The 23,291-nt window shown below is 63.2% G+C and carries 20 protein-coding genes; 4 read left to right on the plus strand and 16 right to left on the minus strand.

Annotated features, from left to right (window positions below; genetic code table 11):
* Positions 1–28 precede the first annotated feature (28 nt).
* A complete protein-coding gene (locus ACE3PP_RS17110) occupies positions 29–1,579 on the minus strand; it encodes a DegQ family serine endoprotease (RefSeq protein ID WP_374384412.1) in 1,551 nt (516 codons plus the stop codon).
* Between the two features lie 193 nt (positions 1,580–1,772).
* On the opposite strand from ACE3PP_RS17110, the gene ACE3PP_RS17115 reads away from it, so the two are divergent.
* The 3 genes from ACE3PP_RS17115 to ACE3PP_RS17125 all read left to right on the plus strand — a co-directional run bounded on the left by ACE3PP_RS17115 (position 1,773) and on the right by ACE3PP_RS17125 (position 5,439).
* The gene (locus ACE3PP_RS17115; protein ID WP_374384413.1) at positions 1,773–2,531 is read left to right on the plus strand and encodes a response regulator; all 759 of its coding nucleotides are present in this window, start codon (positions 1,773–1,775) and stop codon (positions 2,529–2,531) included.
* Complete coding sequence (locus ACE3PP_RS17120; RefSeq protein WP_374384414.1) at positions 2,528–3,883, plus strand: ATP-binding protein; 1,356 nt, start codon at positions 2,528–2,530, stop codon at positions 3,881–3,883. The genes ACE3PP_RS17115 and ACE3PP_RS17120 overlap by 4 nt, the downstream gene beginning before the upstream one ends.
* Before the next feature lie 254 nt (positions 3,884–4,137).
* On the plus strand, positions 4,138–5,439 hold the full coding sequence (locus ACE3PP_RS17125; RefSeq protein WP_374384415.1) for an ATP-binding protein: 1,302 nt from the start codon (positions 4,138–4,140) through the stop codon (positions 5,437–5,439).
* A gap of 4 nt (positions 5,440–5,443) precedes the next feature.
* On the opposite strand, the gene ACE3PP_RS17130 is transcribed toward ACE3PP_RS17125, so the two are convergent.
* From ACE3PP_RS17130 to queA, 5 genes are all read right to left on the minus strand, one after another.
* Complete coding sequence (locus ACE3PP_RS17130; RefSeq protein ID WP_374384416.1) at positions 5,444–6,694, minus strand: class I SAM-dependent methyltransferase; 1,251 nt, start codon at positions 6,692–6,694, stop codon at positions 5,444–5,446.
* A 180-nt stretch (positions 6,695–6,874) separates the two neighbouring features.
* Complete coding sequence (queG, locus tag ACE3PP_RS17135) at positions 6,875–8,005, minus strand: tRNA epoxyqueuosine(34) reductase QueG (RefSeq protein WP_374384417.1); 1,131 nt, start codon at positions 8,003–8,005, stop codon at positions 6,875–6,877.
* Positions 8,006–8,008: 3 nt separating this feature from the next.
* Positions 8,009–8,476: a preQ(1) synthase gene (gene queF, locus ACE3PP_RS17140; RefSeq protein ID WP_374384418.1), complete on the minus strand. Its 468-nt coding sequence runs from the start codon at positions 8,474–8,476 to the stop codon at positions 8,009–8,011.
* Between the two features lie 11 nt (positions 8,477–8,487).
* Positions 8,488–9,609, minus strand: a complete 1,122-nt coding sequence (gene tgt, locus ACE3PP_RS17145) for a tRNA guanosine(34) transglycosylase Tgt (protein ID WP_374384419.1) — start codon at positions 9,607–9,609, stop codon at positions 8,488–8,490.
* Positions 9,606–10,658 (minus strand): tRNA preQ1(34) S-adenosylmethionine ribosyltransferase-isomerase QueA, encoded by a 1,053-nt coding sequence (gene queA / locus ACE3PP_RS17150; protein WP_374384420.1) that lies wholly within the window; start codon positions 10,656–10,658, stop codon positions 9,606–9,608. The genes tgt and queA overlap by 4 nt, the downstream gene beginning before the upstream one ends.
* Positions 10,659–10,771: 113 nt before the next feature.
* Between queA and ACE3PP_RS17155 the strand changes: the two genes are divergently transcribed.
* Positions 10,772–11,473 (plus strand): queuosine precursor transporter, encoded by a 702-nt coding sequence (locus tag ACE3PP_RS17155; protein WP_374384421.1) that lies wholly within the window; start codon positions 10,772–10,774, stop codon positions 11,471–11,473.
* 40 nt (positions 11,474–11,513) lie between these two features.
* Here ACE3PP_RS17155 and ACE3PP_RS17160 read toward each other — a convergent pair whose 3' ends face one another.
* The 10 genes from ACE3PP_RS17160 to infB form a co-directional block, all read right to left on the minus strand.
* Positions 11,514–12,512, minus strand: a complete 999-nt coding sequence (locus ACE3PP_RS17160; RefSeq protein WP_374384422.1) for a hypothetical protein — start codon at positions 12,510–12,512, stop codon at positions 11,514–11,516.
* Between the two features lie 114 nt (positions 12,513–12,626).
* On the minus strand, positions 12,627–13,190 hold the full coding sequence (locus tag ACE3PP_RS17165) for a hypothetical protein (protein ID WP_374384423.1): 564 nt from the start codon (positions 13,188–13,190) through the stop codon (positions 12,627–12,629).
* Positions 13,191–13,224: 34 nt separating this feature from the next.
* The gene (locus tag ACE3PP_RS17170; RefSeq protein WP_374384424.1) at positions 13,225–14,157 is read right to left on the minus strand and encodes a DMT family transporter; all 933 of its coding nucleotides are present in this window, start codon (positions 14,155–14,157) and stop codon (positions 13,225–13,227) included.
* A 115-nt stretch (positions 14,158–14,272) separates the two neighbouring features.
* Positions 14,273–15,673 carry an NAD(P)H-dependent flavin oxidoreductase gene (locus ACE3PP_RS17175; protein ID WP_374384425.1) on the minus strand — a complete coding sequence of 467 codons (1,401 nt, stop codon included), beginning with the start codon at positions 15,671–15,673 and terminating at the stop codon, positions 14,273–14,275.
* 53 nt (positions 15,674–15,726) lie between these two features.
* Complete coding sequence (ugpQ, locus tag ACE3PP_RS17180) at positions 15,727–16,476, minus strand: glycerophosphodiester phosphodiesterase (RefSeq protein WP_374384426.1); 750 nt, start codon at positions 16,474–16,476, stop codon at positions 15,727–15,729.
* A 63-nt stretch (positions 16,477–16,539) separates the two neighbouring features.
* On the minus strand, positions 16,540–18,705 hold the full coding sequence (gene pnp / locus ACE3PP_RS17185; RefSeq protein WP_374384427.1) for a polyribonucleotide nucleotidyltransferase: 2,166 nt from the start codon (positions 18,703–18,705) through the stop codon (positions 16,540–16,542).
* Between the two features lie 274 nt (positions 18,706–18,979).
* Positions 18,980–19,249: a 30S ribosomal protein S15 gene (rpsO, locus tag ACE3PP_RS17190; protein ID WP_374384428.1), complete on the minus strand. Its 270-nt coding sequence runs from the start codon at positions 19,247–19,249 to the stop codon at positions 18,980–18,982.
* A 20-nt stretch (positions 19,250–19,269) separates the two neighbouring features.
* Positions 19,270–20,196 (minus strand): tRNA pseudouridine(55) synthase TruB, encoded by a 927-nt coding sequence (truB, locus tag ACE3PP_RS17195; RefSeq protein WP_374384429.1) that lies wholly within the window; start codon positions 20,194–20,196, stop codon positions 19,270–19,272.
* Positions 20,193–20,609: a 30S ribosome-binding factor RbfA gene (rbfA, locus tag ACE3PP_RS17200; protein WP_374384430.1), complete on the minus strand. Its 417-nt coding sequence runs from the start codon at positions 20,607–20,609 to the stop codon at positions 20,193–20,195. The genes truB and rbfA overlap by 4 nt, the downstream gene beginning before the upstream one ends.
* A gap of 75 nt (positions 20,610–20,684) precedes the next feature.
* Positions 20,685–23,279, minus strand: coding sequence for a translation initiation factor IF-2 (infB, locus tag ACE3PP_RS17205; protein ID WP_374384431.1), 2,595 nt, complete (start codon positions 23,277–23,279; stop codon positions 20,685–20,687).
* Positions 23,280–23,291 lie beyond the last annotated feature (12 nt).

The following is a 23,291-nucleotide window of genomic DNA, read 5'->3' on the forward strand; positions in this document are numbered from 1 at the left end:
GGCGCCCGGCCATTGTTCTTTTAAGTACTCAAGCTTGCTTCAGGTTGACGGCGATGAAATGGTCGCGACCGTCCCGGTTCACCAGCATCACCAGCACCGGCTTGTCGCTCTTCTTCGCCGCCTCGGCGAGACGCGTGATCTGGGCCGGATCGGTGACTTCGCTATTGCCGATACGTTCGATCACGTCGCCAGGTTTCAGTCCCTGATCGACCAGCGGCGAATTTTCTTCGAGATCAACGATGACGACCCCCTGGGTCTTGTCATCGACATTGAAGGCCTGGCGTGCCTCCGGTGTCAGGGCCGCGAGCTTGGCACCCAGGACCGCGCTGACCGCACCGTCGCCGGTATCGTCACCATTGTCCTGATTGTCGTTGGCAGCGACCTTCTCCGGTTTCAGCTTGCCGATCTCGACCGAGATCTCTTTCTCATGCCCATCGCGCAGAATATCCAGGGTGGCCTTGCTGCCTGGGTCGGCATCGGCCACCAAACGCGGCAGGTCACGCATTTCCTTGACCTTGCTGCCGTTGAAGGCCAGCACCACGTCGCCCGGCTTCAGATCAGCCTTGGCTGCGGGCGAGCTCGGATCGATATTGGCAACCAGCGCGCCCTTGGGTTCATCAAGGCCGATCCCTTGCGCCAGATCCGGCGTCACCTGCTGGATTTCGACGCCGAGCCAGCCGCGTTCGATCGATCCCTTCTCTTTCAATTCGGCCACCACGGTCTTCGCCAGGTTGCTGGGGATCGCGAAGCCAATACCGACCGACCCGCCGGAAGGCGAGACGATCGCCGTGTTGATGCCGACCACATGGCCGCTCATATCAAAGGTCGGGCCACCGGAATTGCCCTGGTTGATCGCGGCGTCGATCTGCAGGAAGTCGTCGAACGGCCCTTCATGGATGTCGCGGCTCCGCGCCGAAACGATGCCGGTCGTGACCGATCCGCCAAGACCGAACGGGTTGCCGACGGCCATAACCCAGTCGCCCACGCGGGCCTTGTCGGAATCGCCCCAGGGAACGAAAGGCAACGGCTTCTTGGCTTCGACCTTGAGCAGCGCGAGATCGGTCTTCGGATCCGTGCCGATGAGCTTGGCGGGATATTCGGTACCGTCGGCGAGGGTCGCCGTGATGTCGGTCGAATCCTCGATCACATGGTTGTTGGTAACGATATAGCCCGCCGGGTCGACGACGAAGCCGGAACCCAGGGACATGGCCTTATGCATCTGCTTGTGGCCGCCGCCCTGCTGTTCCTGGAACTGGCGGAAGAAATCCTCGAAGGGCGATCCCTTGGGAAAATTGAACGGCATGTCCGGCGTATCGGCCTCGGCTACCTTGCGCGAGGACGAAATGTTCACGACCGCCGGTGTCACCTGGGCGGCAAGATCGGCAAAGCTCGCCGGCCGCGTCTGGTCTGCGCCAAGCAACTGGTCCGCCTTGGCGTCGGCTACATGGGCGAGACTGAGGGCTGGCGGCACGAAGGCCAGGGCACCCATGAAGAGAGCCGCGCGACCAACGGTGGCGAACAGACGCGAACGGCTCTTTTCGGCGTCCCTTTGGGTCTTTTCGGGCAGTATCTCGGTCATCTATCTCTCCATTCTCGGCCGGGTCGATAGACAGTTCGTCCGGCCGCCTTGGAACGGATATTGTTCTTGCCGTGTCACAGCGCCATGTCCGCCTGCATGCTATTTGGCAACGGATTGCGACCAGCGCACGTCTTGTTACAAACTGTTACCAAATAGGCTGGCGCCACCGGGAAAGCGTAGATAAATCTGATCCATGGCCGACAAGACACCGCATATCCTCATCGTCGACGACGATCGCGAAATCCGCGACCTTCTTTCCCGCTTCCTGGAAAAGCACGGTTTCCGCTGCAGCCAGGCAGCGGACGGGCGGGACATGCGGCGCGTCTTGGCGGACGCGAAGATCGACCTTCTGGTTCTCGACGTGATGATGCCGGGCGAAACGGGGCTGCAGCTTTGTGCCCAGCTGCGGGCCGAGCGCAACACGTCGCTCTCGCGTATCCCTATCATCATGCTGACAGCGGCCGGCGAGGAGACGGACCGGATCGTCGGGCTGGAGATGGGTGCCGACGATTACCTGCCCAAGCCCTTCTCGCCGCGCGAGCTGCTGGCCCGCATCCGCGCCGTCCTGCGCCGGGGCGGGATGGACGGGAGCAGCCTTGATGAAAACAGCGGCGGCGAGACCGTGCCGATGCTGGTCTTCGACAATTGGCGCGTCGACCTGTCGGCGCGCCGTGTCCACGGGCCCGACGGCGAGGTTGAATTGTCGACGGGCGAGTTCGACCTACTCGTGGCGCTCGCCGAACGGGCCCAGCGCGTTCTCTCACGCGACCAGCTGCTAGATCTCACCAAGGGGCGCGCGGCGCAACCTTTCGACCGCAGCATCGACGTGCAAATCGGTCGCCTGCGCCGCAAGATCGAAGCCGACCCCGCGCAGCCGAAATTCATCACCACGGTGCGCGGCGGCGGCTACATGTTCGCCGCCAAGGTCAGCCGGGAAAACCATCCGGCATGACGCGGCGCTTCTTCCCCGACAGCATCCTCGCCTGGCTGCTTCTCATCCTCGTGGCTGGTGTCATGGCCAGCCAAGCGGTGACGATGCTGCTGCACAATCTCAACCGCAATGAAGTGTTGCTGCGGCTTGAGGATCAGCGCGCGGCCGAGCGGATCGCCGCTCTTGCGGTCTTTCTGGGACATACGACCCCGGCCCTGCGGCAGGGCGTTGCCGATGCAATGAGCGGCCCCTCGCTCGACGCGCGCATATCGAACCGCCCGCTGGTCGCAACCGCCGACGCGCCGCGCGAGTTGGCACCGCTCGCCAAAGCGGTGGTCGATCGCCTGAAAGGCATCAACTGGCAGGAAGTCCGCGTCGGTACCGGCGAGCCCAGCGAAAAGGAGCGTGCTGCCGCCTTGGTGCCTGTCCGTGTCGCGGTCGGTCTCACCGACGGCACTTGGCTCAATTTCGAATTCCCGATGGTGGCGAGCCTCCCTTGGGCGTCGCCGCAGCTTCTCGGCCTCACCGTCGCGGCGATCATCGCCGTGCTCGGCCTCTGCCTCTACGCCCTGTTGCGCCTGATGCGACCGCTTGAGCGGCTCACTGCCGCGGCTGAGGCCCTCGGCCGCTCTGGCTCGGCACAGGAGATTCCCGAGACAGGTGTGGGTGAAGTGCGCCGGGCCGCCCGTGCCTTCAATCGCATGCAGGGCCGTATCAGCCGCCTCATCGAAGACCGCCTCCAGATGATCGCGGCGATCTCGCATGACCTCAAGACACCGATCACGCGTCTGCGTTTGCGCGCCGAGTTCATGGACGACGAGACGGCGCGCCAGAAGCTCCTCAAGGATCTCGACGAGATGGAGCTGATGATCGGTTCGACCCTCGCCTTCGCCCGCGAGGAAGGCAATCCGGAACCGCGCCAGACGCTCGATCTGCGCGCGCTGGTCAAGGAAGCCGGCGAACACCAGCCGCAAATGCGCCTTGGCATCGCCGGTGCCGGCCCGTGGGAAATCAACGCCCAACCGCTGGCTTTGAAACGCGCCATCGCCAACCTTATCGACAACGCAGTCAAATATGGCAACGACGCACAAGTGACCCTCGCGCGCAGCAAGGATCAGGACGGCGTCCCGGTGTTCGAGATCAGAATCGATGATTCCGGCCCCGGCATTCCCGCTTCCGAGATGGAGCGCGTCTTCCGCCCCTTCTATCGCATCGAGGCCTCGCGCAACCGCGATTCGGGAGGCACCGGGCTCGGTCTTGCCATCGCCCGCAGCGCCATTTTGGCGCAGGGCGGCAGTCTTAATCTGCACAATCGTACAAGAACTGACGGCACAATTGCAGGTTTGACGGCGCTTGTGTCACTGCCAGTGTGAGGGAAGTATCCGTTAACAATGAATACTATCCGTTAACAGTTTTTTCACCATTAACCGCTCTTGTTGATTGCAGCGCCATGCATTACTCAGTGCTGCAACCGAAGAATAGCGCGGCATTCGGTGCTTTCTGCAGATGTGCAGGATGCACATGCCTAAGCTGTCACATGGTCGAAATCTAAAAAAAACAGAACACCGGTAGGTACGCGGGAAACGCGGTCAATACCGATTTCACCGGTGCAGCGGGGCGGCAAAGAATGGCGTCGAGTTCCGAGCTGATTGAGCTGATGGCGGAGCGCAAGCAGGAAGAAGCGCTCAAGGATGCCGAACAGCGAATCCTGCGCGCAATCGTCGAAGATGTACCTTTGCCGGACATTCTTGATCTGGCTTGCCGCGCGCTTGAAAGCGTGTTGGACGAAGCCCTGTGCTCGGTCCTGCTCGTGTCGCGCGATGGAAAGCACCTGATGCATGGTGCAGCACCGCACCTCCCCAAGGCCTACAGCGCAGCGATCGACGGCGCGCCGATCGGTCCCAATGTCGGTTCGTGCGGCACGGCGGCCTACACCGGCGAGACCGTCGTCGTTGAGGATATCGCGACCGATCCCCTCTGGGCCGACTACAAAGGCATCGCACTGCCACATGAGCTGCGCGCCTGCTGGTCGATCCCGCTGAAGTCAAAAGGCGGCGCCGTGCTCGGCACCTTTGCCACCTATCACCGCCACACGCATCGTCCCGCCCAGCGCGAACTCAGCATCGCCTGGCGCTTGGCCGCCTCGACCGCGATCGCCATCCAGCGCAAGCAGCTTTATGAGGCCCTGATCGAAGAAAAGGAAAAGGCCGAGGCGGCGAGCCGCGCCAAATCCGAATTCCTTGCCAACATGAGCCACGAGCTCAGAACCCCGCTCAACGCCATTCTCGGCTTTTCCGAGGCGATCGACCAGATTCTGCTCAACCCGGAGAAGACGCGCGAATATGCGCGCGATATCCATCGCAGCGGTCGGCAGCTCCTTGAACTCATCAACGATCTCCTGGACGTGGGCCGCATCGAATCAGGTACCGCCAAGCTCAATCGCCAGCGGTTCCCGCTCGCTGCCAATTTGGCCGAACAGGTCGATCTCGTCCGCCACGCCTTTCCCGACGCGGCCCCTATCGGCATCGACATCGAACCGGATTGCCCGGAAATCCTGGTCGATACCCGCAGCATCCGGCAGGTCGTTCTCAACATCGTCGGCAATGCCGCAAAGTTCACGCCGGGCAGCGGCAGCATCAACATTCGCGTCGATGCGAGAGAGCCGGGCCTGCGCATCATCGTCAGCGATACCGGCCCTGGCATTCCGCCCGATATCTTGCACGATCTCGGCCAGCCCTTCCGCTCAGGCGAAGCCGCCTACAGCCGCAAATATGGCGGCAGTGGCCTCGGCCTCTATATCAGCCGCAAGCTGGTGCAGAGCCACGGCGGTGCGCTTGAGGTCGAGAGCGAAGTGGGCAAAGGCACGCGCATCGTCATCAGCCTGCCCGAAGGCTCGGTACTGCGAGCAGGGGCACACAGCCCGGACTAAGCTCTTATTCGGCAGCCCGGTCGCTGTTCCGGACCATTTGCGCCCGCGGCCGCGCCGCCTCGGCACGTTCCCAATCGAACATATAGTCGCGCGTCACCGGCACGGCCTCGATGCCGCGCGCCAGCTGCATCTGGAAGACCATGTTGTAGTCGTGGCGGAACGATAGCTCGCTGCCGACCAAATAGAACTCCCACATGCGGCAGAAGCGTTCGTCATAGAGTGCGCGGATCTCGGCGCGGTTCGCCTCGAAATTCTCCCGCCAGGCCTTGAGCGTCTCGGCATAGTGAAGGCGCAGGATCTCGATGTCGGTGACCCAAAGTCCCGTTTGCTCGACCACCGGCAGCACTTCGGACAGGGCCGGTGAATAACCGCCCGGGAAAATGTACTTCCTGAGCCACGGGTTGGTATGGCCCGGCCCATCGCGCCGGCCGATCGCATGCAGCAGGGCGACGCCGCCCTCGACCAGCGACTGCTCCACCTTGGCGAAGAATTCCGGGAAGTGCTTGAGGCCTACATGCTCGAACATGCCGACTGAGACGATACGGTCGAAACGTTCGGGCACCAGGCGGTAATCCTGCAGCCTGAACTCGACCTGGTCTTCGAGGCCCGCCGCCTTGACGCGGGCGCAGGCAACCTCGTGCTGCTCCTTCGAGAGTGTCACTCCGATCACCTCCACGCCGACGGTCTTGGCGAGATAAATGCCAAGGCCACCCCAGCCGCAGCCGATGTCGAGCACCTTCTGACCCGGCTTCAGGATCAGCTTCGAGGCGATGTGACGCATCTTGGCCTGTTGCGCATCCGCCAGTGCGGTGCCGGGTGTTGGAAAATAGGCGCAGGAATATTGCATGCTCTCATCGAGGAAGAGCTCGAAGAGCTTGCGGCTGAGATCGTAATGGTGCGCCACATTCTGCTGCGCCGTGCCGATCGGGTTGTGCTGATGCCACCAGCGCAGCAGACGATTGAGAATGCTGAAAGCCTTCTGCCATCTGAGGCTGGTGAGCCCTTGCGTATTCTTCATCGCGATTTCGATGAAGTCGTAGAGCGTCCCTTCCTCGATGGTGAGGGAGCCATCCATATAGGCTTCGCCCACGCGCAGCCAGGGATTGAGTCCCAATTGCCAGCCAAGTTTCGGGTCATGGAGGCGCAGCGCCACCGCCGGCGAACCGCTACCGAACTCCTCGCGGTGGCCTCGGTGATCAATGACTGCCAGTCGACCCTGTCGAATGCCGGCACGCAAGAGTTTGGCAAAAAGCATCGCCCACCCCCTCAAACATGCCGGCGCCCATCCCGCGACCGGCACTGTCATTTTGGTTAAGGATAGGTAAGGAAACTTTCCCGCGTCAATCTCGGAAAGGCACACCAGCCTTGCCTCTCAAGCAAAGCTGATATCGAATTATTACTTTACCACAATGAGATCGGGTGTTTTCTGGAAGATCTATAGAGAGTGGTTGACGTGGTTCCACTCAGCCATAACGTTGGGATCGCTTTCCCGTTCCAGCCATCGATCGCGCGCGGCAGCAAACTGGTCTGCCTCCGAAAGCCGGGCCAATGCCCAGACCGCCGCCCCCCGCACGACGGGTGCCGGATCGTCGATGAGGCTCTCCGCAACCACCCTCAACGCCCCGTCGCCGCTGTTGCCGATGGCGATGAGGACGTTTCGCACAAACCTATCCCGGCCGATCCGCTTGACGGGCGATCCGGAGAAACGAGCGCGGAAGGCCGCGTCGTCGAGACGTGCAAGCGCGGCAAGGCGCGGCGCGGCGAGATCGGCCCGCGCCATGAGCGGCAACTCCTTCGTCGCTCGCGCAAACTTGTTCCAGGGACAAACGCCGAGGCAATCGTCGCAGCCATAGATGCGATTGCCCAGCAGCGGCCGAAGCTCATGCGGGATCGGCCCGTCATGCTCGATGGTGAGATAGGAGATGCAGCGCCGCGCATCGAGCTGATAGGGCGCCGGGAAGGCTGCCGTCGGGCATGCATCGAGACAGCGCTGGCAGGCGCCGCAATGATCCTCCTCCGCCGCGTCGGGTGCCAGATCGAGGGCGAGGTAGATCTCGCCCAGGAACAGCCAGGACCCGAAATCGCGCGAGACCAGATTGGTATGCTTCCCCTGCCAACCGATCCCGCCCAGCATGGCGAGCGGCTTTTCCATCACCGGCGCCGTGTCGACAAAGACCTTGATCTCGCATTGCCAGGTGGCGGCGATCCAGCGCCCCACCTCCTTCAGCTTTTTCTTCACCACATCATGGTAGTCGCGGTTCTGCGCATAGACCGAGATGGCGCCGGCATCGCGCTCATTGAGAATAGCGAGCGGGTCACCGCTGGGGCCGTAATTGAGACCGAGGACGACAACGCTCCGCGCATCCGGCCACAGGGTTTTGGGATCGCCGCGACGGTCGGCCTTCTCGACCATCCAGCCCATGTCGCCATGCCGGCCGGCGGCGATGAAGTCCTTGAGGTGCTGGCGCGTCTCGGCAGCTAGCTGCGCCGGCGCAAAGCCCACGGCGTCGAACCCCACCGCCAGCGCCTGCGCACGAATGGCGGCCTTGATGTCCGCCCGGTCCATGCCTCAGCCGCGCCCGCGATAAGGGGCGACGCCCTGATCCGGGATGACCAGATCCTTCGGCCGCTTGCCATGTTCGAAGAAGACGTCGATCGGAACGCCGCCGCGCGGATACCAATAGCCGCCGATCCTCAACCATTTCGGCTTGGCGACGGCAATGAACTTCTTCGCGATATCGATGGTCGTTCCTTCGTGGAAGCCGCCATGATTGCGATACGAGGTCAGATAGAGCTTCAGCGATTTTGATTCGATGAGCCACTTGTCCGGCACGTAGTCGATGACGAGATGCGCAAAATCAGGCTGCCCCGTCACCGGGCAGAGGCAGGTGAATTCCGGGGCCGTATAACGCGCCACATAGACGGTGCGGGGATGCGGGTTGGGCACGCGCTCCAGCACGGCCACTTCCGGCGAGGCGGCGGTTTCTACCTTGGCGCCGAGCTGGGTCAGCCCCGCATATGCCGCTTTCTTCGCCATCTTCTTCTCCTTCAAGCCGGGATATCGCCCAGCGCCTGTTGGCGATGGAAATCTTCCGTGAAGGCCGCTAGCACGCCTTGCTCGATGGCGGACCGCATGCCCTGCATCAGTTCCTGATAATAATGGAGATTGTGCCAGGTGAGCAGCATCGCCCCCAGGATCTCCTTGGTCTTCATCAGATGGTGGATATAGCCGCGCACATAGGAAGTGCAGGCCGGGCATTTGCACAAGGGGTCGATCGGCCGATCATCCGTCGCGTGGCGGGCGTTGCGCATATTGAGATCGCCATAGCGCGTATGCGCCAGGCCCGTTCGGCCCGAGCGCGTCGGCATCACGCAATCGAACATGTCGATGCCGCGGGCGACGGCGCCGACAAGATCGCTGGGCTTGCCCACCCCCATCAGATAGCGGGGCTTGTCGACGGGGAGGAAATCCGGCGTGTAGTCGAGGACGCTGAACATCTGCTGCTGCCCCTCGCCGATGGCAAGGCCCCCGATGGCATAGCCGTCGAAGCCGATGGCGGTCAGCGCCTTGGCCGATTCCTCGCGCAAATGCGGATAGATGCCGCCCTGCACGATGCCGAAGAGGAGATAACCGTCGCGGTCGCGGAAGGCCTTGCGGCAACGCTCGGCCCAGCGCATCGAGCGGCGCATCGACGATGCCGCTTCATCAGGCGTTGCCGGGAAAGCGGTGCACTCATCGAGCACCATCGTGATATTGGAATCGAGGAGATCCTGAATCTCGACCGAGCGCTCGGGCGTCAGCATGTGCTTGGAGCCGTCGATATGCGAGCGGAACTCGACGCCGTTCTCGTTGATCTTGCGCAGATCCGACAGGCTCATCGCCTGGAAGCCGCCGCTGTCAGTCAGGATCGGCCCCGGCCAGTTCATGAATTTGTGCAGGCCGCCGAAACTTGCGACACGCTCGGCCCCTGGCCGCAGCATCAAATGATAGGTGTTGCCGAGCACGATCTCGGCCCCGGTCGCCTTCACCGATTCCGGGAGCATCGCCTTCACCGTGCCAGCGGTCCCCACCGGCATGAAGGCCGGCGTGTTGACGATGCCGTGCGCGGTATGGATACGCCCGCGCCGTGCCTTGCCGTCGGTGGTGATGAGGTCGAATTTCCCGCTCATGCGTCACGCTCCAGCAACGAGGCATCGCCATAGGAGAAGAAGCGATAGCCTTCAGCGATCGCGTGGGCATAGGCCGCTTTCATGCGTTCCCGCCCGGCAAAGGCGGAGACCAGCATGAAGAGGGTCGATTTCGGCAGATGGAAATTGGTCATGAGCAAGTCGACGATCTGAAACTTGAAACCAGGCGTGATGAAGATATCGGTGGAATCCGCAAAGGGCAAAAGCCTGCCTGCCCTGGCGGCACTCTCAAGAAGCCGCAGGCTGGTGGTACCCACGGCGACGATACGCCGCCCATCGGCTCGGGCGCGATTGACGGCCTCCGCCGTGGCGGCGCTGACCTCGCCATATTCGGCATGCATCTTGTGGGCGGCGACATCGTCGACCTTCACCGGCAGGAAGGTGCCGGCGCCGACATGGAGCGTCACGCGCTGCTGCTCGATCCCCTTCGCGGTCAGAAGCGCCAGCAGATCCGGCGTGAAGTGCAGGCCCGCCGTGGGTGCGGCCACGGCACCTTCGCGCGCGGCGAAAATGGTCTGGTAGTCGGCATCGTCCCGCCGCTCGACCGCGCGCGATTTCCGGATATAGGGCGGCAGCGGCATCCAGCCATGCCGCGCCAGGTTCGCGCCGAAGGTCGGCTCGTCGGTCCCGAAATCGAGCCGGACCTGGCCGTCCTCGGCCTTCTCGCGGACGATCGCCCTGAAGTCCGGCGCGAAAGCGACTTCTTCGCCGAGACGCAATTTCTTCCCCGGCCGGGCGAAGGCCCACCAATTAACCGTATTTTTGTCGCTGTTTTGCGCGGGGACCTCAGTCAGCAACGTGACTTCGATCCTGGCCTCGCCCCTTCTGCCTTCCAATTGGGCGGGGATGACCTTCGTGTCGTTCGAGACCAGAACATCACCTTCCCGCAGCAGATCGGGGAGATCGCGCACGATCCTGTCGGAAAGACCGTGCCCCTGGACATGAAGCAACCGCGCCGCGTCGCGCGGCTCCACGGGGTGGAGAGCGATGCGGTCGGGGGGCAGGTCGAAGTCGAAATCAGAGAGGCGCATGGGCCGGTTTTTAGCCAGCGGGACGGGCGCCCGCCACCAAAATCGCCGCTTGGCGCTGGCGCAGCCGGGCGCTATAACCCCGGAAAATCCAGCATTTCCGAAAGAAGACCGCGATGACCGCCACCAGCCCAGGCGCGCTTTCCAACCGCCATTCGACCCTGTTCGTGGTCGTGGTCGCCCTGTTCGTGACCGACCTCATCATCTCGAACGTCATCGCCGTGAAAGCGATCAATATCTTCGGCTATTCGCTGCAGGCGGCGGACCTCATCTTCCCCATCACCTATATCCTCGGCGACGTGCTGACCGAGGTCTACGGTTATGCCCGCGCCCGCCGCGCCATCTGGATCGGCTTCGGCTGCAATCTCTTTGCCGTGGCAGCGATCACGCTGGGGCAGGCGCTGCCCTCCGATCCCAGCTGGGGCGATCAGGCCGCGTATGAAGCGATCCTGGGCAGCCAGTCGCGCATCCTCGCCGCATCCTTCGCCGCTTATTTGGTGGGCGAGTTCGTCAATTCCTACATCCTTGCCAAGATGAAAGTCTGGACCAAGGGGCGCTTCCTCTGGGCCCGCACCATCGGCTCCACGCTCTTCGGCCAGGGTTGCGACACGGCGATCTTCCTGACCATCGCCTTCTATGGCGATTGGCCGAACGAGCTGCTCGCCGCCGTCATCCTCAACCAATGGCTCTTCAAGGTCGGCTACGAGACTCTGGCGACACCCTTCACCTATCTCATCGTCAATAAGCTGAAGCGGGCCGAGGGTATCGACGTCTACGACACGAACACCCATTTCAGCCCCTTCGCCGTCAGGGAATAGATCCGCTCAGGGACTAGAAGCGCTCAGGGAATAGCGCCGCTTAGGAGACAGATATCTCCAGGCGCGCCAGATCCTGCATCGCGATATGCCAGTCCGCGCACCAGCGGACATGGGGTTCCGTGCAGACGCGGCGATAGGCAGCGGCGGCTTCTTGCCGGTTTCCCTGCATTTCCTGCATCAGGCCCTGAAATCGGTCGACGATGGCGCGGTTCTCGGCCCGCCTTGTGATCGAAAGCTGACCCAGTGCCGCCGCGAGATCCGTGCCATCCGCCGCCTCTTGCAGATAGAGCCAGGCGAGGCTTGGCCATTCCTCAGGCGCTGCAGCAAAGGCAGCGAGTACCGCGTCGCGCGGGGTGGTGCGACCGAGATAGCGATCGAGCATCCCCAGCCACAAAGCGAGTTCAGGTCCCGGCTCCCCATCCTCGGCCAAGGCGAGATCAAGACACGCGGCGAGTGCCGCGCGATTGCCGTCCAACCGATGCAACTCCGCGCGCATGAGGGCCAGGCGGCAGCGATATTCGGCGCTGCTCTCGGCAAGGTCGCGCGACGTCTCCGCGAGCGCCAACGTTGGACCGAGCCCCGCATCGGCAAGAGCGAGAACAAGCGCGTACTGCGCGGCAAAGGCTGCATCCTCGCCGGCATCGGCCGCAGCAGCCAGTGCCTGCCGCGCCTCGCCATAGCGCCCTTGCGCGGCCAGCGCGAAGGACCGATAGCGATGCGCCTCGTTGTGATATGAACAATCTTCCAGCAGAGCCCCCTCGGCTTCCGCAACGGCGGGGATGACAAATCCCGCATCGAACAAATGTGAGGCGAAGAGCAGCCGGAAATCGGCGCGCGCCCGGCAAGGCGGACAGATGCCGATCGCCTGCTGATAGGCTTGGAGCGCACCGCCGACATTGCCGTCCGCGAACATCTCATCAGCGGTATGGATCATCATCGCGGCCGCCAGAAAGCGCCGCTTCGGCGAATTGGGCGCCCCGAGATTGCAGCTTGAACCTGCGCCAACCTCTTCTCCATTGTTGTTCGCTGGCCGTCGCATGCCTTCCTCATTTATGTTGCCTATATGTTCCAGACAATGAACAAGCATCTTTTAGTTGTAAATACTGGAATGTCGACATTCGATGGAGGAATCGCGAATCAACCGGCGCGAAGGTCAGGGCTGGGTCTTGAGGGCAGTGTCTTCCGCCTGCGCCAGGGTGGCGAGCGGCGTGCCGGGATCGCAGGCCTGGACCGCCTTGTCGATGAGGCGCTGGGCGAACTTCCTCTCATCGTCCGCAGCGGCGAATGTGCCAGCGTAGAAGGACAGTTCGCAGATTTGCTGGCGCTTCACCTCGAACATGTTGCCGGAACGGCGGATCTCGTCCGCAACATCCTGCAGTTTGCGCGCCCCCAGCAGATAGGCGATGACCGGCCGCGGCCAGGCATTGCTTTCGTGGGCAGCGATGGCGGCCCCCATCAAGCTGCGCCCGTCGCCCCCCATGCGCTGGGCGATAAGCCCCTGGAGCAGCGCCAGCCGGTTGAAACTGTCATTGTCGGCGATGGCGATGGCGGCACGGATCTTCTCATCGGCTGCGCCATATTCGCCGGCCAGCAAGCCATTCACCGCCGCTTGTTCCAGATCGGCAACGGCCTTGGCATCCTCGGCAGCGGCGGGTTGAGCGAGAAGGAAGGTGACGAGAAGCCCTCCGGCTATAAGGCCGAGCTCGGCCAGATGCATGATCCTCAAGCGCCCCCCAATCGGGCGAGCGCCGTCAGTTCGCCCGCAGTTTGCGGGCCTGTCGGCCGCTGGCCCATCCCAATCCGGCAATCGCCAACAGGATAAGCCCCATCCCCACCCCTTCGACAAGCCCCGGCCTCTCACCCAGTTGCAGGCCGGAGAGGACAATGCCGAGAAGCGGCGTCAGCATGATGCCGAGCGAGGCGAGCCCCGCACTCAGCCGGCTGATGAGCGTGAACCAGATGACATAGGCCAAGGGGGTGGCCGGACCGATATTGTAGAGGATCGCCGCGATGAAGGCCGGGGTCCAGTTGATCGGCGGTTCCGGCACCAGCAAGGCGACGACGGTCAGGAAGATTGCACCGACCAGCATCTGCCAAGCCGTGAGCGCCATGGTATCGAGCGGCGGCTCGCCGGGGCTCCCATGTTTCATCGCCCGCTTGGTGATGATGACACCGATGCCCCAAGTCAAACCGGCAGCAAGACCAAGCCCGACATTGAAGAGGTCGCCCGTCTTGCCCCCGGCGAAGACGATGCAGCCGATGCCGACGACGGCCACCGCCGCCGCCACCCATTGCGCCGCCGGCACCTTCTCTTTGAGGAAGGCCACGGAGAAGAGCAGCACCCAGACCGACATGGTGTAGTTAAGCACGGCGGCACGGCCGGCGGTCCCGGTCGAAATGGCCCAGGTGATGAAGCCGAAGCAGCAGGCGGTCTGGAAAAAGCCGACCATGAGCACGGTCGGCCAGCGCCGCAGCATCTGGCGCAATTTGAGGTCGCGCCCCATCAGCTTGAAGGTCGCCAGAAGGACGATCGCCCCGCCCAGGAAGCGCAGCGACGCAAAGGCGAAGGGTGGCGCGTCATGCACCGCCACCTTCATCATGACCCAATTGTAGCCCCAGATGAGCGACAACGCGGAGATCAGCGCCAGGGCCTGCCAGCGGGGAAATTGCTCTTTTTCCGTCATGGCGGCGAGCCTAGCCCGCCGACCCGCGCCGGGACGAGCCGCAATTTCGGCGCGCCAGCCTGCCGAAAACGCATCGCTGTCCTGTCGGCAACGACGCGCCCGACCAATCGCCGTCTCAGTCGCCCGTGACGAGCCGTTCGACCAGCTGCTTCACCGTGGGGACGAAACCGTTCGCATAGAACGGATCGTCGCGGAAGCGATAGGCGTTGTGGCCGGCGAACATCAGCTGGTCCTCGATCTTGTCCGAGTGGCTGATTTCCTGCAGCGTCTTCTGGATGCAGAAGCTCCTGGGATCGGCCTTGTGGCCGGTGGTCCCTTCCTCGTTCTGGGCCCAGTTCGAGAAGTTGCAGGCCGAAAGGCAGCCCATGCAATCGATCTGGTCCTTGAGGATCTCGTTGGCCTTGTCGCGGGCCACGAAGATCAGGGTCGATTCCGGCGTGCGCAGGGCTTCGGTGAAACCGGCGGCGATCCAACCTTCGGCGCGCAGCTTGTCGGCGGCGGTGACGAACACCTCGCGGCCGCGCGCGCCGATGGCCAGCGGCCATTCATGCTCGCCCACTTTGTGCTGCGAATAGGCGATCTGGCGCTCCGAACGGTCGCGCAATTCCTGGATGAAGTCGTTGTTGACTGCCGACGAATAGAAACCCGTCGGGCTGAAGCGATTGAGGAACACGTCGCCCTTTTTCAGCGACACCAGCCGCTTCTTCCAGGCATCAGAAATCGGGCTCTCTTGCGTGAGCAGCGGCCGGGTTCCGAACTGGAAAGCGACTGGACCCAAATCCGGGTTGCCGATCCAATCCTCCCATTCGCGCAAGCACCAAACGCCGCCCGCCATGATGATCGGCGTTTCGGCGAGGCCGCATTCGTCCCTCATTGTCTTTCTGAGCTCGCGCACGCGCTCAAACGGCGGCTGCGGCTTGGTCGGGTCCTCGACATTGGAAAGGCCGTTGTGCCCGCCCGCCAGCCACGGATCCTCATAGACGACACCGCCCAGGAGATGGCTGAATTTGTGATAGGCGCGCTTCCACAGAGCGCGGAAGGCGCGTGCCGACGAAACGATCGGATAATAGTGAACATTGTACTGGGCGCAGATCTCGGCGATGCGATAGGGCATGCCGGCGCCGCAGGTCACACCATGGATCAGGCCCTTGGCCCCTTCCAGGACACCGTGCAGCACGCGCTCGGCCCCACCCATCTCCCACAGCACGTTTATGTGCAGGCGGCCGTTATTGCCCATGCAATCATGCGCGATCTTCGCTTGGGCGATGCCGCCCTTGATGGCATAGTCGAGCAGTTCCTCGTGGCGTTCGCGGCGCGTCTTGCCACGATAGACCTGCGGGATCGGGTTGCCGTTCTCGTCATAGGAATCGGCATTGACGCCCGAGAAGGTGCCGACGCCGCCGGCCAGTGCCCAGGCACCGGAAGATTGGCCGTTCGAGACCGAGATACCCTTGCCGCCTTCAATCAGCGGCAGGACCTCGCGACCCGAGATCATCAACGGCTTCAATGCTTTCACCCCAACCTCCCATGGCCTGGGCAAATCGCCCGGCTGCAACTCACTTTATATAATTATTGGCCGACCGCCGCCAAGATGCGGGCCGGCGCATCGGTGAAAACCCCGTCGACGCCCCAGGCAATCAGCTGCTTGGCGCGCGCAGCATCGTTCACCGTATAGACCAGCAGGCCATAGCCTTCCTGCTTGATCTCCGCCACCCACTCGGCCGTCGCGGCGCCGTCCCAGATATTGACCGTATCCGCCTTGAGATTCTGCGCAAGGTCCAGCCAATTGACCGGATGATCCTCGAGCAGCAGGCCGCGAGGATAATCGGGCGCCGTGTCCCGCGCGATCTCCAGGCATTCCAGCACGAAGCTTGAGATGAGCGGCTTGGGCTTGGCCGCAGGCCACAGATGGTTGAGTTCGTCGAGGATGATCTTCGCCGTATCGCGGGCGCGGCCCGGGCAAGGTTTCAATTCCAGATTGAACTGAATGTCTTCCTGGGCGAAGAGCGCCAGAGCCTCGGCGAGGAGCGGCATCTTCTCGCCGGCAAATTGCGGTCCTTTCCAGCTGCCGGCATCGAGCACGCGGATCTCATCATATGTGAGCGCGCGCGCCGGCCCGGTCGCATTGCTGGTGCGGTCGATATTGTCGTCATGCAGAAGGAATGCGCGATCGTCGACCGACAGCTTGGCGTCGAATTCGACCCAGCTTGCACCCTGGCGCTTCGCTTCGCGAAAGCTTGCCAGCGTGTTTTCGGGAGCCGCTTCCGCGGCGCCGCGATGACCGATGACCTTGGGGAGCGAGAGAGGTCGAATTGGCATCTGGCCAGCCTCGTTCAGTCAAGGGGGCGGGATGGCGGCAACCGCCGCCATCCCGATCCAACCTTAGGACTCGGCCTTTTCGGCGTTGCGCTGGGCGCGACGCTCGGCATCGGCCTTGGCGATCTCTTCCGAGATATCCTTGCCGGTCGCCTGGTCGACGACGCGCATCGAGAGCTTCACCTTGCCGCGATCGTCCATGCCCAGCACCTTCACCTTCACGGCCTGGCCGACTTCAACGACGTCGGAGGTCTGCTTGACGCGGTGGGCGGCGAGTTCGCTGATATGGACGAGACCGTCCTTGGAACCCAGGAAGTTCACGAAGGCGCCGAAATCCATCAGCTTGACGACCTTGCCGTCATAGATGACGCCGACTTCCGGCTCCGCGACGATGCCGCGGATCCAGTTGATCGCCGCTTCGCCGGCCTTGCCGTCGACCGCCGCCACCTTGATCGTACCATCGTCCTCGATGTCGATCTTGGCGCCGGTCACTTCGCAAATCTCGCGGATGACCTTGCCGCCCTGGCCGATCACTTCGCGGATCTTGTCCTTCGGGATGTTGATGACGGTGATGCGCGGGGCGTTCTGGTTGACGCCTTCGCGGGCACCGGTCAGGCCCTTGGCCATCTCGCCGAGGATGTGGATGCGGCCGTCCTTCGCCTGGGCGAGCGCGATCTTCATGATCTCGGATGTGATCGACGTGATCTTGATGTCCATCTGCAGGGCGGTGATGCCCTCGCTGGTACCGGCCACCTTGAAGTCCATGTCGCCGAGGTGATCTTCGTCACCGAGGATGTCGGAGAGAACGGCATAGCCGTCCTTTTCCTTGATGAGGCCCATGGCGATGCCGGCGATCGGACGGCCGAGCGGCACGCCCGCATCCATCAGCGCCAGCGACGAGCCGCAAACGGTCGCCATCGAGGACGAGCCGTTCGATTCCGTGATCTCCGAAACGACGCGGATCGTGTAGGGGAAGTTCTCCTTGCCCGGGAGCAGCGGATGCACTGCGCGCCAGGCGAGCTTGCCGTGACCGATTTCGCGGCGGCCCGGCGAACCCATGCGGCCGGCTTCGCCGGTCGAATAGGGCGGGAAGTTGTAGTGCAGCATGAAGGTTTCGCGGAATTCGCCTTCCAGCGCGTCGATGATCTGTTCGTCATCACCGGTGCCCAGCGTGGTGACGACCAGCGCCTGGGTCTCGCCGCGGGTGAATAGCGCCGAGCCGTGGGCGCGCGGCAGCACGCCGACTTCCGCCGTGATCGGGCGGACGGTCTTGGTGTCGCGGCCGTCGATGCGCAGGCCCGTCTTCAGGATGTTGCCGCGGACGATGTCCTTCTCCAGCTCCTTGAACAGCTTGCCGACCAGTTCGGCCTTCTTGTCGTCGGTGCCGATGGCAGCCTTCGCGTCGGCCTTCACAGCAGCGACCTTGTCGGTGCGCGCCTGCTTGGCGGTTTCGCGGTAGGCTTCGGCGAGCTTGTCGCTGAACTGGGCCTTCAAAGCGCCGAACACTTCGATCGCGGCGGCGTCCGGCGGCGTCAATTCGCGCGGATCCTTGGCGCACTGTTCGGCCAGCTCGATGATCGCGTTGATGACGTGCTGGAATTCCTTGTGGCCGTAATTGACGGCACCCAGCATGACGTCTTCGGAAAGTTCCTGCGCTTCCGACTCAACCATCAGCACGCCTTCGGCCGTACCGGCGACGACGAGGTCGAGCTTCGAGTTGGGGAGATCCGAACGCTTCGGGTTGAGGACGTATTCGCCGTCGATATAGCCGACGCGCGCCGCACCGATGGGACCTAAGAACGGGATGCCGGAAATGGTGAGAGCGGCCGAGGCGCCGATGAGAGCCACGATGTCCGGATCGTTCTCGAGATCGTGGCTCAAGGTCGTGCAGACGACCTGCGTCTCGTTGCGATAGGTCTCGTGGAACAGCGGGCGGATCGGGCGGTCGATCAGGCGGCTGGTCAGCACTTCCTTTTCAGTGGGACGGCCTTCGCGCTTGAAGAAACCACCCGGGATCTTGCCGGCGGCGAACGCCTTTTCCTGGTAGTTGACGGTGAGCGGGAAGAAGTCGACGCCGGGCTTCGGGGCCTTGGCGCCGACGGCGGTGCAAAGAACGACAGTCTCGCCATAGGTGGCAAGCACGGCGCCGTCAGCCTGGCGGGCAATGCGGCCGGTTTCGAGGGTCAGCTTGCGACCGCCCCACATCAGTTCCTTGCGATAGATCTTGAACATTTCAAAAGTCCTTTCTGGCCGGCGCCCGTTTCATGTTTCGGCGGCGGCCAACATCCTACGACCGGTGGGATGCCGGACCCGCGCAAGCAACGCGAACTTCCGTTGGCGTTGCTTGCGTCGGCCCGGCTCGTTTACGGCTTGTGGCGCGGCGGTCGATGGACCGCGCCGGCCGGTTCAGTCTTGGGGGAATGCCGATTGTCTCAAGAGAATCCGCGATTCCCCACATACGACGATCCCGCCCAGAGCATCTGTCCCGGGCGGGATCCTCGATTGGTTAGCGGCGCAGGCCCAGTTTCGAAACGATGTCCTGGTAGCGCTGGTTGTTCTTCTTCTTGAGATAGTCCAGCAACCGGCGGCGCTGGCCGACCATCACCAGGAGACCACGACGCGAGTGGAAATCCTTGTCATGGCTCTGCAGATGCTCGGTCAGATTCTTGATGCGCTCGGAAAGGAGCGCGATCTGCACCTCGGGCGAACCGGTGTCGTTGTTGCCCTTGGCGAATTCCTTCAGAACTTCCTGCTTACGTTCGGCAGTGATCGACATCGACCTTCTCCTTTTCGGTCCTAATGGTTGATGACGCGCACCGGGACGAGTTCGCCTGCCTCGAAACGAGTCAGAGCGACAATCTTGCCTTCCGACATGGCGCAAACCATGCAGCCGGGAACGAAGTCCCGAAATCGATCGCGGTCTTGGCGGTGGATTAATCCAACCGGTTGCCCGGACCGAAGGCGTATCGCCTCGGTGGCCGACAAGGCCAGTGCCGGGATGTCGTCCAGCGCGGTCTCGATCGGCAATAGTTGCTCAAAAGCGGCCGGACTATGCCCCAACGCCTTCAGGGCGTCCAGCGAAATCGCCTGTTTTTCCGTGAAACCCCCAACAGATAGACGCCGGAGGGCCGAAATATGGCCCCGGGACCCAAGATGTTGAGCCAGATCGCGCGCGAGGCTCCGCATATAGGCGCCCTTGCCCGAGGTGACCTCGAAAACGGCCTCGTCGGGGCTCAAGATTTGGCTGAGACGGAAGTCATCGATGCGGATCCGGCGGGGGGCGAGGTCGACCTTTTCCCCGTCCCGGGCCAGGTCATAGGCCCGTTCGCCCGCGACCTTGATCGCAGAAAACTGGGGTGGGACCTGCTCGATCTCACCGATGAAGGCCGGCAGGGCGGCTTCGATCTCAGCCGGTGTCGGCCGCACGTCGGAGCGGGCAATGACCTCGCCCTCGGCATCGTCGGTCGAGCGCGCTTCACCGAACTTCAGGGTGAAGCGATAAGTCTTGGTGCCGTCCATGACGTAGGGCACGGTCTTGGTCGCCTCGCCGAGCGCAATCGGCAGGATGCCGGTCGCCAGCGGATCGAGCGTCCCGCCATGCCCGGCCTTCTGCGCGTCGAACAGGCGTCGCACCACGTTCACCGCCTGCGTTGAGGTGATCTCCAGCGGCTTGTCGAGGATCAGCCAGCCATCGACCTTCTGGCCTCGTTTGCGCCGGCTCATTCTTCGGCTTCGGGGTCCGGCTTCTTGGCAAGATCCGCCCGCACGACCGGGTCGTGCAGCAGCTTCTCGATGCGGCTCGCCTCGTCGAAACTGTCGTCGATCTTGAAACGGAGCTGGGGCGAGACGCGCATCTCGACCGCATGCGCCAATTCGCCCCGGAAATAGCCGGCCGCGCGATTGAGCGCGCGCACGACGATTTCGGCATCGCCGCCACCGAAGGGCAGGATGAAGATGGTGGCGTTCCTCAAATCCGGGCTGATCTTGACCGACGTCACCGTGACCATCCGCCCGACGAGATCGGGATCGGACAGGCTGTTATCGGCAATGATCTCGGCCAACGCATGGCGGAGTTCCTCGCCAATGCGCAATTGCCGCTGACCGGCCTTCGGTGTGATGGTCTTCTTGCGTGGCATGATGTCGTCTGGCTCAAAAAGTTGATGCCCGGGCCTGGGAAGACCCCAACGGCCCGGGCATCAAACACTTCCGCGTTAAGCGAGTTCGCGGGCGACTTCTTCCATCTCGAAGCACTCGATGACGTCGCCTTTCTCGATATTGTCGTAATTCTCGAAGGCCATGCCGCATTCGAAGCCTTCCTTCACTTCGCGGACTTCGTCCTTGAAGCGACGCAGCGTCTTCAGCGTGCCTTCGTGGATCACGACGTTGTCGCGCAGCAGGCGGACCTTGCCGCCGCGCTTGACCATGCCTTCGGTGACCATGCAACCCGCGACCTTGCCGGTCTTGGTGATGTTGAAGATCTCGCGGATCTCGGCATTGCCCAGGAACTTTTCGCGCAAGGTCGGCGCCAGCATGCCCGACATCGCCGCTTTGATATCGTCGACCACGTTGTAGATGATCGAGTAATAGCGGATGTCGACATGGTCGCGCCGCGCCATTTCGCGCGCCTGCGGGTTGGCACGGACGTTGAAGCCGATGATCATGCCGCCCGAGGCACGGGCCAGCGTGATGTCGCTTTCGTTGATACCGCCCACCGCCGCATGGAGGATGCGGACCTTGACCTCGTCGTTGCCGAGCTGGCGCAGACTGCCGGAGATGGCTTCGACCGAACCCTGCACGTCGGCCTTGATGACCACGGGCACTTCCTTGGCTTCGCCGGCCTGGATCTTCGAGAACATCTGCTCCAGCGTCGAACGGCCGGCGGCAGCGGCCAGCTTCTCGCGCTGGCGATGCAGACGGAATTCGGTGATCTCGCGGGCGCGGGCTTCAGAGTCGACGACGACGAAGACGTCACCGGCCTGCGGCGTGCCCTGGAGACCCAGCACTTCGACCGGGGTCGCCGGACCGGCGCTCTCAATGTTGCGGCCGCGATCGTCGAGGAGCGCGCGGACACGGCCCCATTCGGACCCGGCCACGAAGATGTCGCCGATCTTCAGCGTACCCTTCTGCACCAGCAGCGTCGCCACGGTGCCGCGGCCACGCTCGACCTTGGCTTCGACGACAGCACCGGCCGCTTCGCGGTTCGGATTGGCCTTGAGGTCGAGGATTTCGGCCTGCAGCAGCAGCGTTTCCTCAAGCTTGTCGAGATTGGTCTTGGCCTTGGCCGAGACTTCGACCGCCAGCACGTCGCCGCCCATGTCTTCGGTGACGAGCTCGTGATTGAGGAGCTCATTGCGCACGCGGCGGGAATCGGCGCCGGGCTTGTCCATCTTGTTGATGGCGACGATGATCGGCACCTTCGCCGCCTTGGCGTGATGAATGGCCTCGATCGTCTGCGGCATGATGCCGTCATCGGCGGCAACGACCAGCACCACGATATCGGTCACGTTGGCACCGCGCGCGCGCATCTCGGTGAAGGCGGCGTGGCCCGGCGTGTCGATGAAGGTGATCTTCTTGCCCGTGGGCAGGTTCACCTGATAGGCGCCGATATGCTGCGTGATGCCGCCGGCTTCGTGGGCGGCGACGTCCGTCTGGCGCAGCGCGTCCAAAAGCGACGTTTTGCCGTGATCGACATGGCCCATGATGGTGACGACCGGCGGACGTGCCACCAAGGTCTCTTCGGCATCGGTATCGCCTTCGAGGCCCACTTCGACATCCGACGCCGAGACGCGGCGCACGGTATGGCCGAATTCGCCGATGACGAGCTCGGCGGTATCCGCATCGATCGTCTGGTTGATGGTCGCCATGACGCCCATCTTCATCAGCGCCTTGATTACGTCGGCGCCGCGCTCGGCCATGCGGGAGGCGAGCTCTTGGACAGTGATGACTTCCGGTAGGGTTACTTCGCGCAAGACTTTTGCCTGTGATTGAGCGCTGCCCATCATGGCGCGCTTTTCTTTTTCTGTGCGGCGTCGGAAGGACGCGAGCGAACGTTGGCGCTCGCTGCCTTCGCTGTCGAGCGCCTGTGTGACCGACATTTTGCCGCCACCGCGACGTTGGTCGCCGCGACCGCGGGTCGCCATCGGCTTGGGCGCCGGGGCCCGATGGCCGGTGGTCCGCCGGCGGTTGGCCTCCTCGGCCTCCTCCTCGGATTCTGTGGCGACGGCCTTGGCCAAGTGCATGCGGCCGGTATGCGGCACGGCGCTGGTCGGGGCCGCTTCGGTCTTCGTTTCGGCCGGTTTCGCCTTCTGGGCGACCTCGGCTGCCTCGCGCGCCTTCTTGGCGGCCTCTTCGGCCGCCTTGCGTTCCTCTTCCTCGCGGCGACGGCGATCGACCTCGGCCTTTTCGCGCTCGGCCCGTTCGGCGGCGCGCTTGGCTTCCTCGACCTCGGTCAGCTTGCGGGCGTCCTCGTCCTTCTTGGCCTGCTCGAGGACCTTGAGGCGGTTCTGACGCTCCTGGTCGGTGAGGTTATGGTGCCGTTCGTCGACTTCCGGCGGCGCGACCGGGGCCGGGGTCGGGGCAGGCGCGTGAACCTTCTGCTCCACTTCCGGAGCCGCCTCGGCGAGCTTGCCGCCGGCGCCAGCCGTGTAGGTGCGCTTCTTCTTCACCTCGACCGCGACGGTCTTGGTCCGGCCGTGCGGGAAGCTCTGGCGCACATTGTCGACCTGCACCGTCTTCTTCAGCTCGAGCTTGCCGGGCGAAGAAAGCTTCAGCGGTTTGCGGGTCGGCGTATCGGTATCACTGGACATGCTGCGCGTGTT

The organism is Dongia sp., from assembly GCF_041910485.1.
Classification (GTDB): Bacteria; Pseudomonadota; Alphaproteobacteria; order Dongiales; family Dongiaceae; genus Dongia.

Coding starts and splice junctions, on each gene's coding strand:
- ugpQ (WP_374384426.1), bottom strand. CDS start 16,476: ATGCCAATTCGACCTCTCTCGCTCCCCAAGGTCATCGGTCATCGCGGC.
- ACE3PP_RS17115 (WP_374384413.1), top strand. CDS start 1,773: ATGGCCGACAAGACACCGCATATCCTCATCGTCGACGACGATCGCGAA.
- rpsO (WP_374384428.1), bottom strand. CDS start 19,249: ATGTCGATCACTGCCGAACGTAAGCAGGAAGTTCTGAAGGAATTCGCC.
- rbfA (WP_374384430.1), bottom strand. CDS start 20,609: ATGCCACGCAAGAAGACCATCACACCGAAGGCCGGTCAGCGGCAATTG.
- infB (WP_374384431.1), bottom strand. CDS start 23,279: ATGTCCAGTGATACCGATACGCCGACCCGCAAACCGCTGAAGCTTTCT.
- ACE3PP_RS17130 (WP_374384416.1), bottom strand. CDS start 6,694: ATGCTTTTTGCCAAACTCTTGCGTGCCGGCATTCGACAGGGTCGACTG.
- ACE3PP_RS17165 (WP_374384423.1), bottom strand. CDS start 13,190: ATGCATCTGGCCGAGCTCGGCCTTATAGCCGGAGGGCTTCTCGTCACC.
- ACE3PP_RS17120 (WP_374384414.1), top strand. CDS start 2,528: ATGACGCGGCGCTTCTTCCCCGACAGCATCCTCGCCTGGCTGCTTCTC.
- ACE3PP_RS17170 (WP_374384424.1), bottom strand. CDS start 14,157: ATGACGGAAAAAGAGCAATTTCCCCGCTGGCAGGCCCTGGCGCTGATC.
- queF (WP_374384418.1), bottom strand. CDS start 8,476: ATGGCGAAGAAAGCGGCATATGCGGGGCTGACCCAGCTCGGCGCCAAG.
- queA (WP_374384420.1), bottom strand. CDS start 10,658: ATGCGCCTCTCTGATTTCGACTTCGACCTGCCCCCCGACCGCATCGCT.
- tgt (WP_374384419.1), bottom strand. CDS start 9,609: ATGAGCGGGAAATTCGACCTCATCACCACCGACGGCAAGGCACGGCGC.
- truB (WP_374384429.1), bottom strand. CDS start 20,196: ATGAGCCGGCGCAAACGAGGCCAGAAGGTCGATGGCTGGCTGATCCTC.
- ACE3PP_RS17160 (WP_374384422.1), bottom strand. CDS start 12,512: ATGCGACGGCCAGCGAACAACAATGGAGAAGAGGTTGGCGCAGGTTCA.
- ACE3PP_RS17125 (WP_374384415.1), top strand. CDS start 4,138: ATGGCGTCGAGTTCCGAGCTGATTGAGCTGATGGCGGAGCGCAAGCAG.
- ACE3PP_RS17110 (WP_374384412.1), bottom strand. CDS start 1,579: ATGACCGAGATACTGCCCGAAAAGACCCAAAGGGACGCCGAAAAGAGC.
- queG (WP_374384417.1), bottom strand. CDS start 8,005: ATGGACCGGGCGGACATCAAGGCCGCCATTCGTGCGCAGGCGCTGGCG.
- ACE3PP_RS17155 (WP_374384421.1), top strand. CDS start 10,772: ATGACCGCCACCAGCCCAGGCGCGCTTTCCAACCGCCATTCGACCCTG.
- pnp (WP_374384427.1), bottom strand. CDS start 18,705: ATGTTCAAGATCTATCGCAAGGAACTGATGTGGGGCGGTCGCAAGCTG.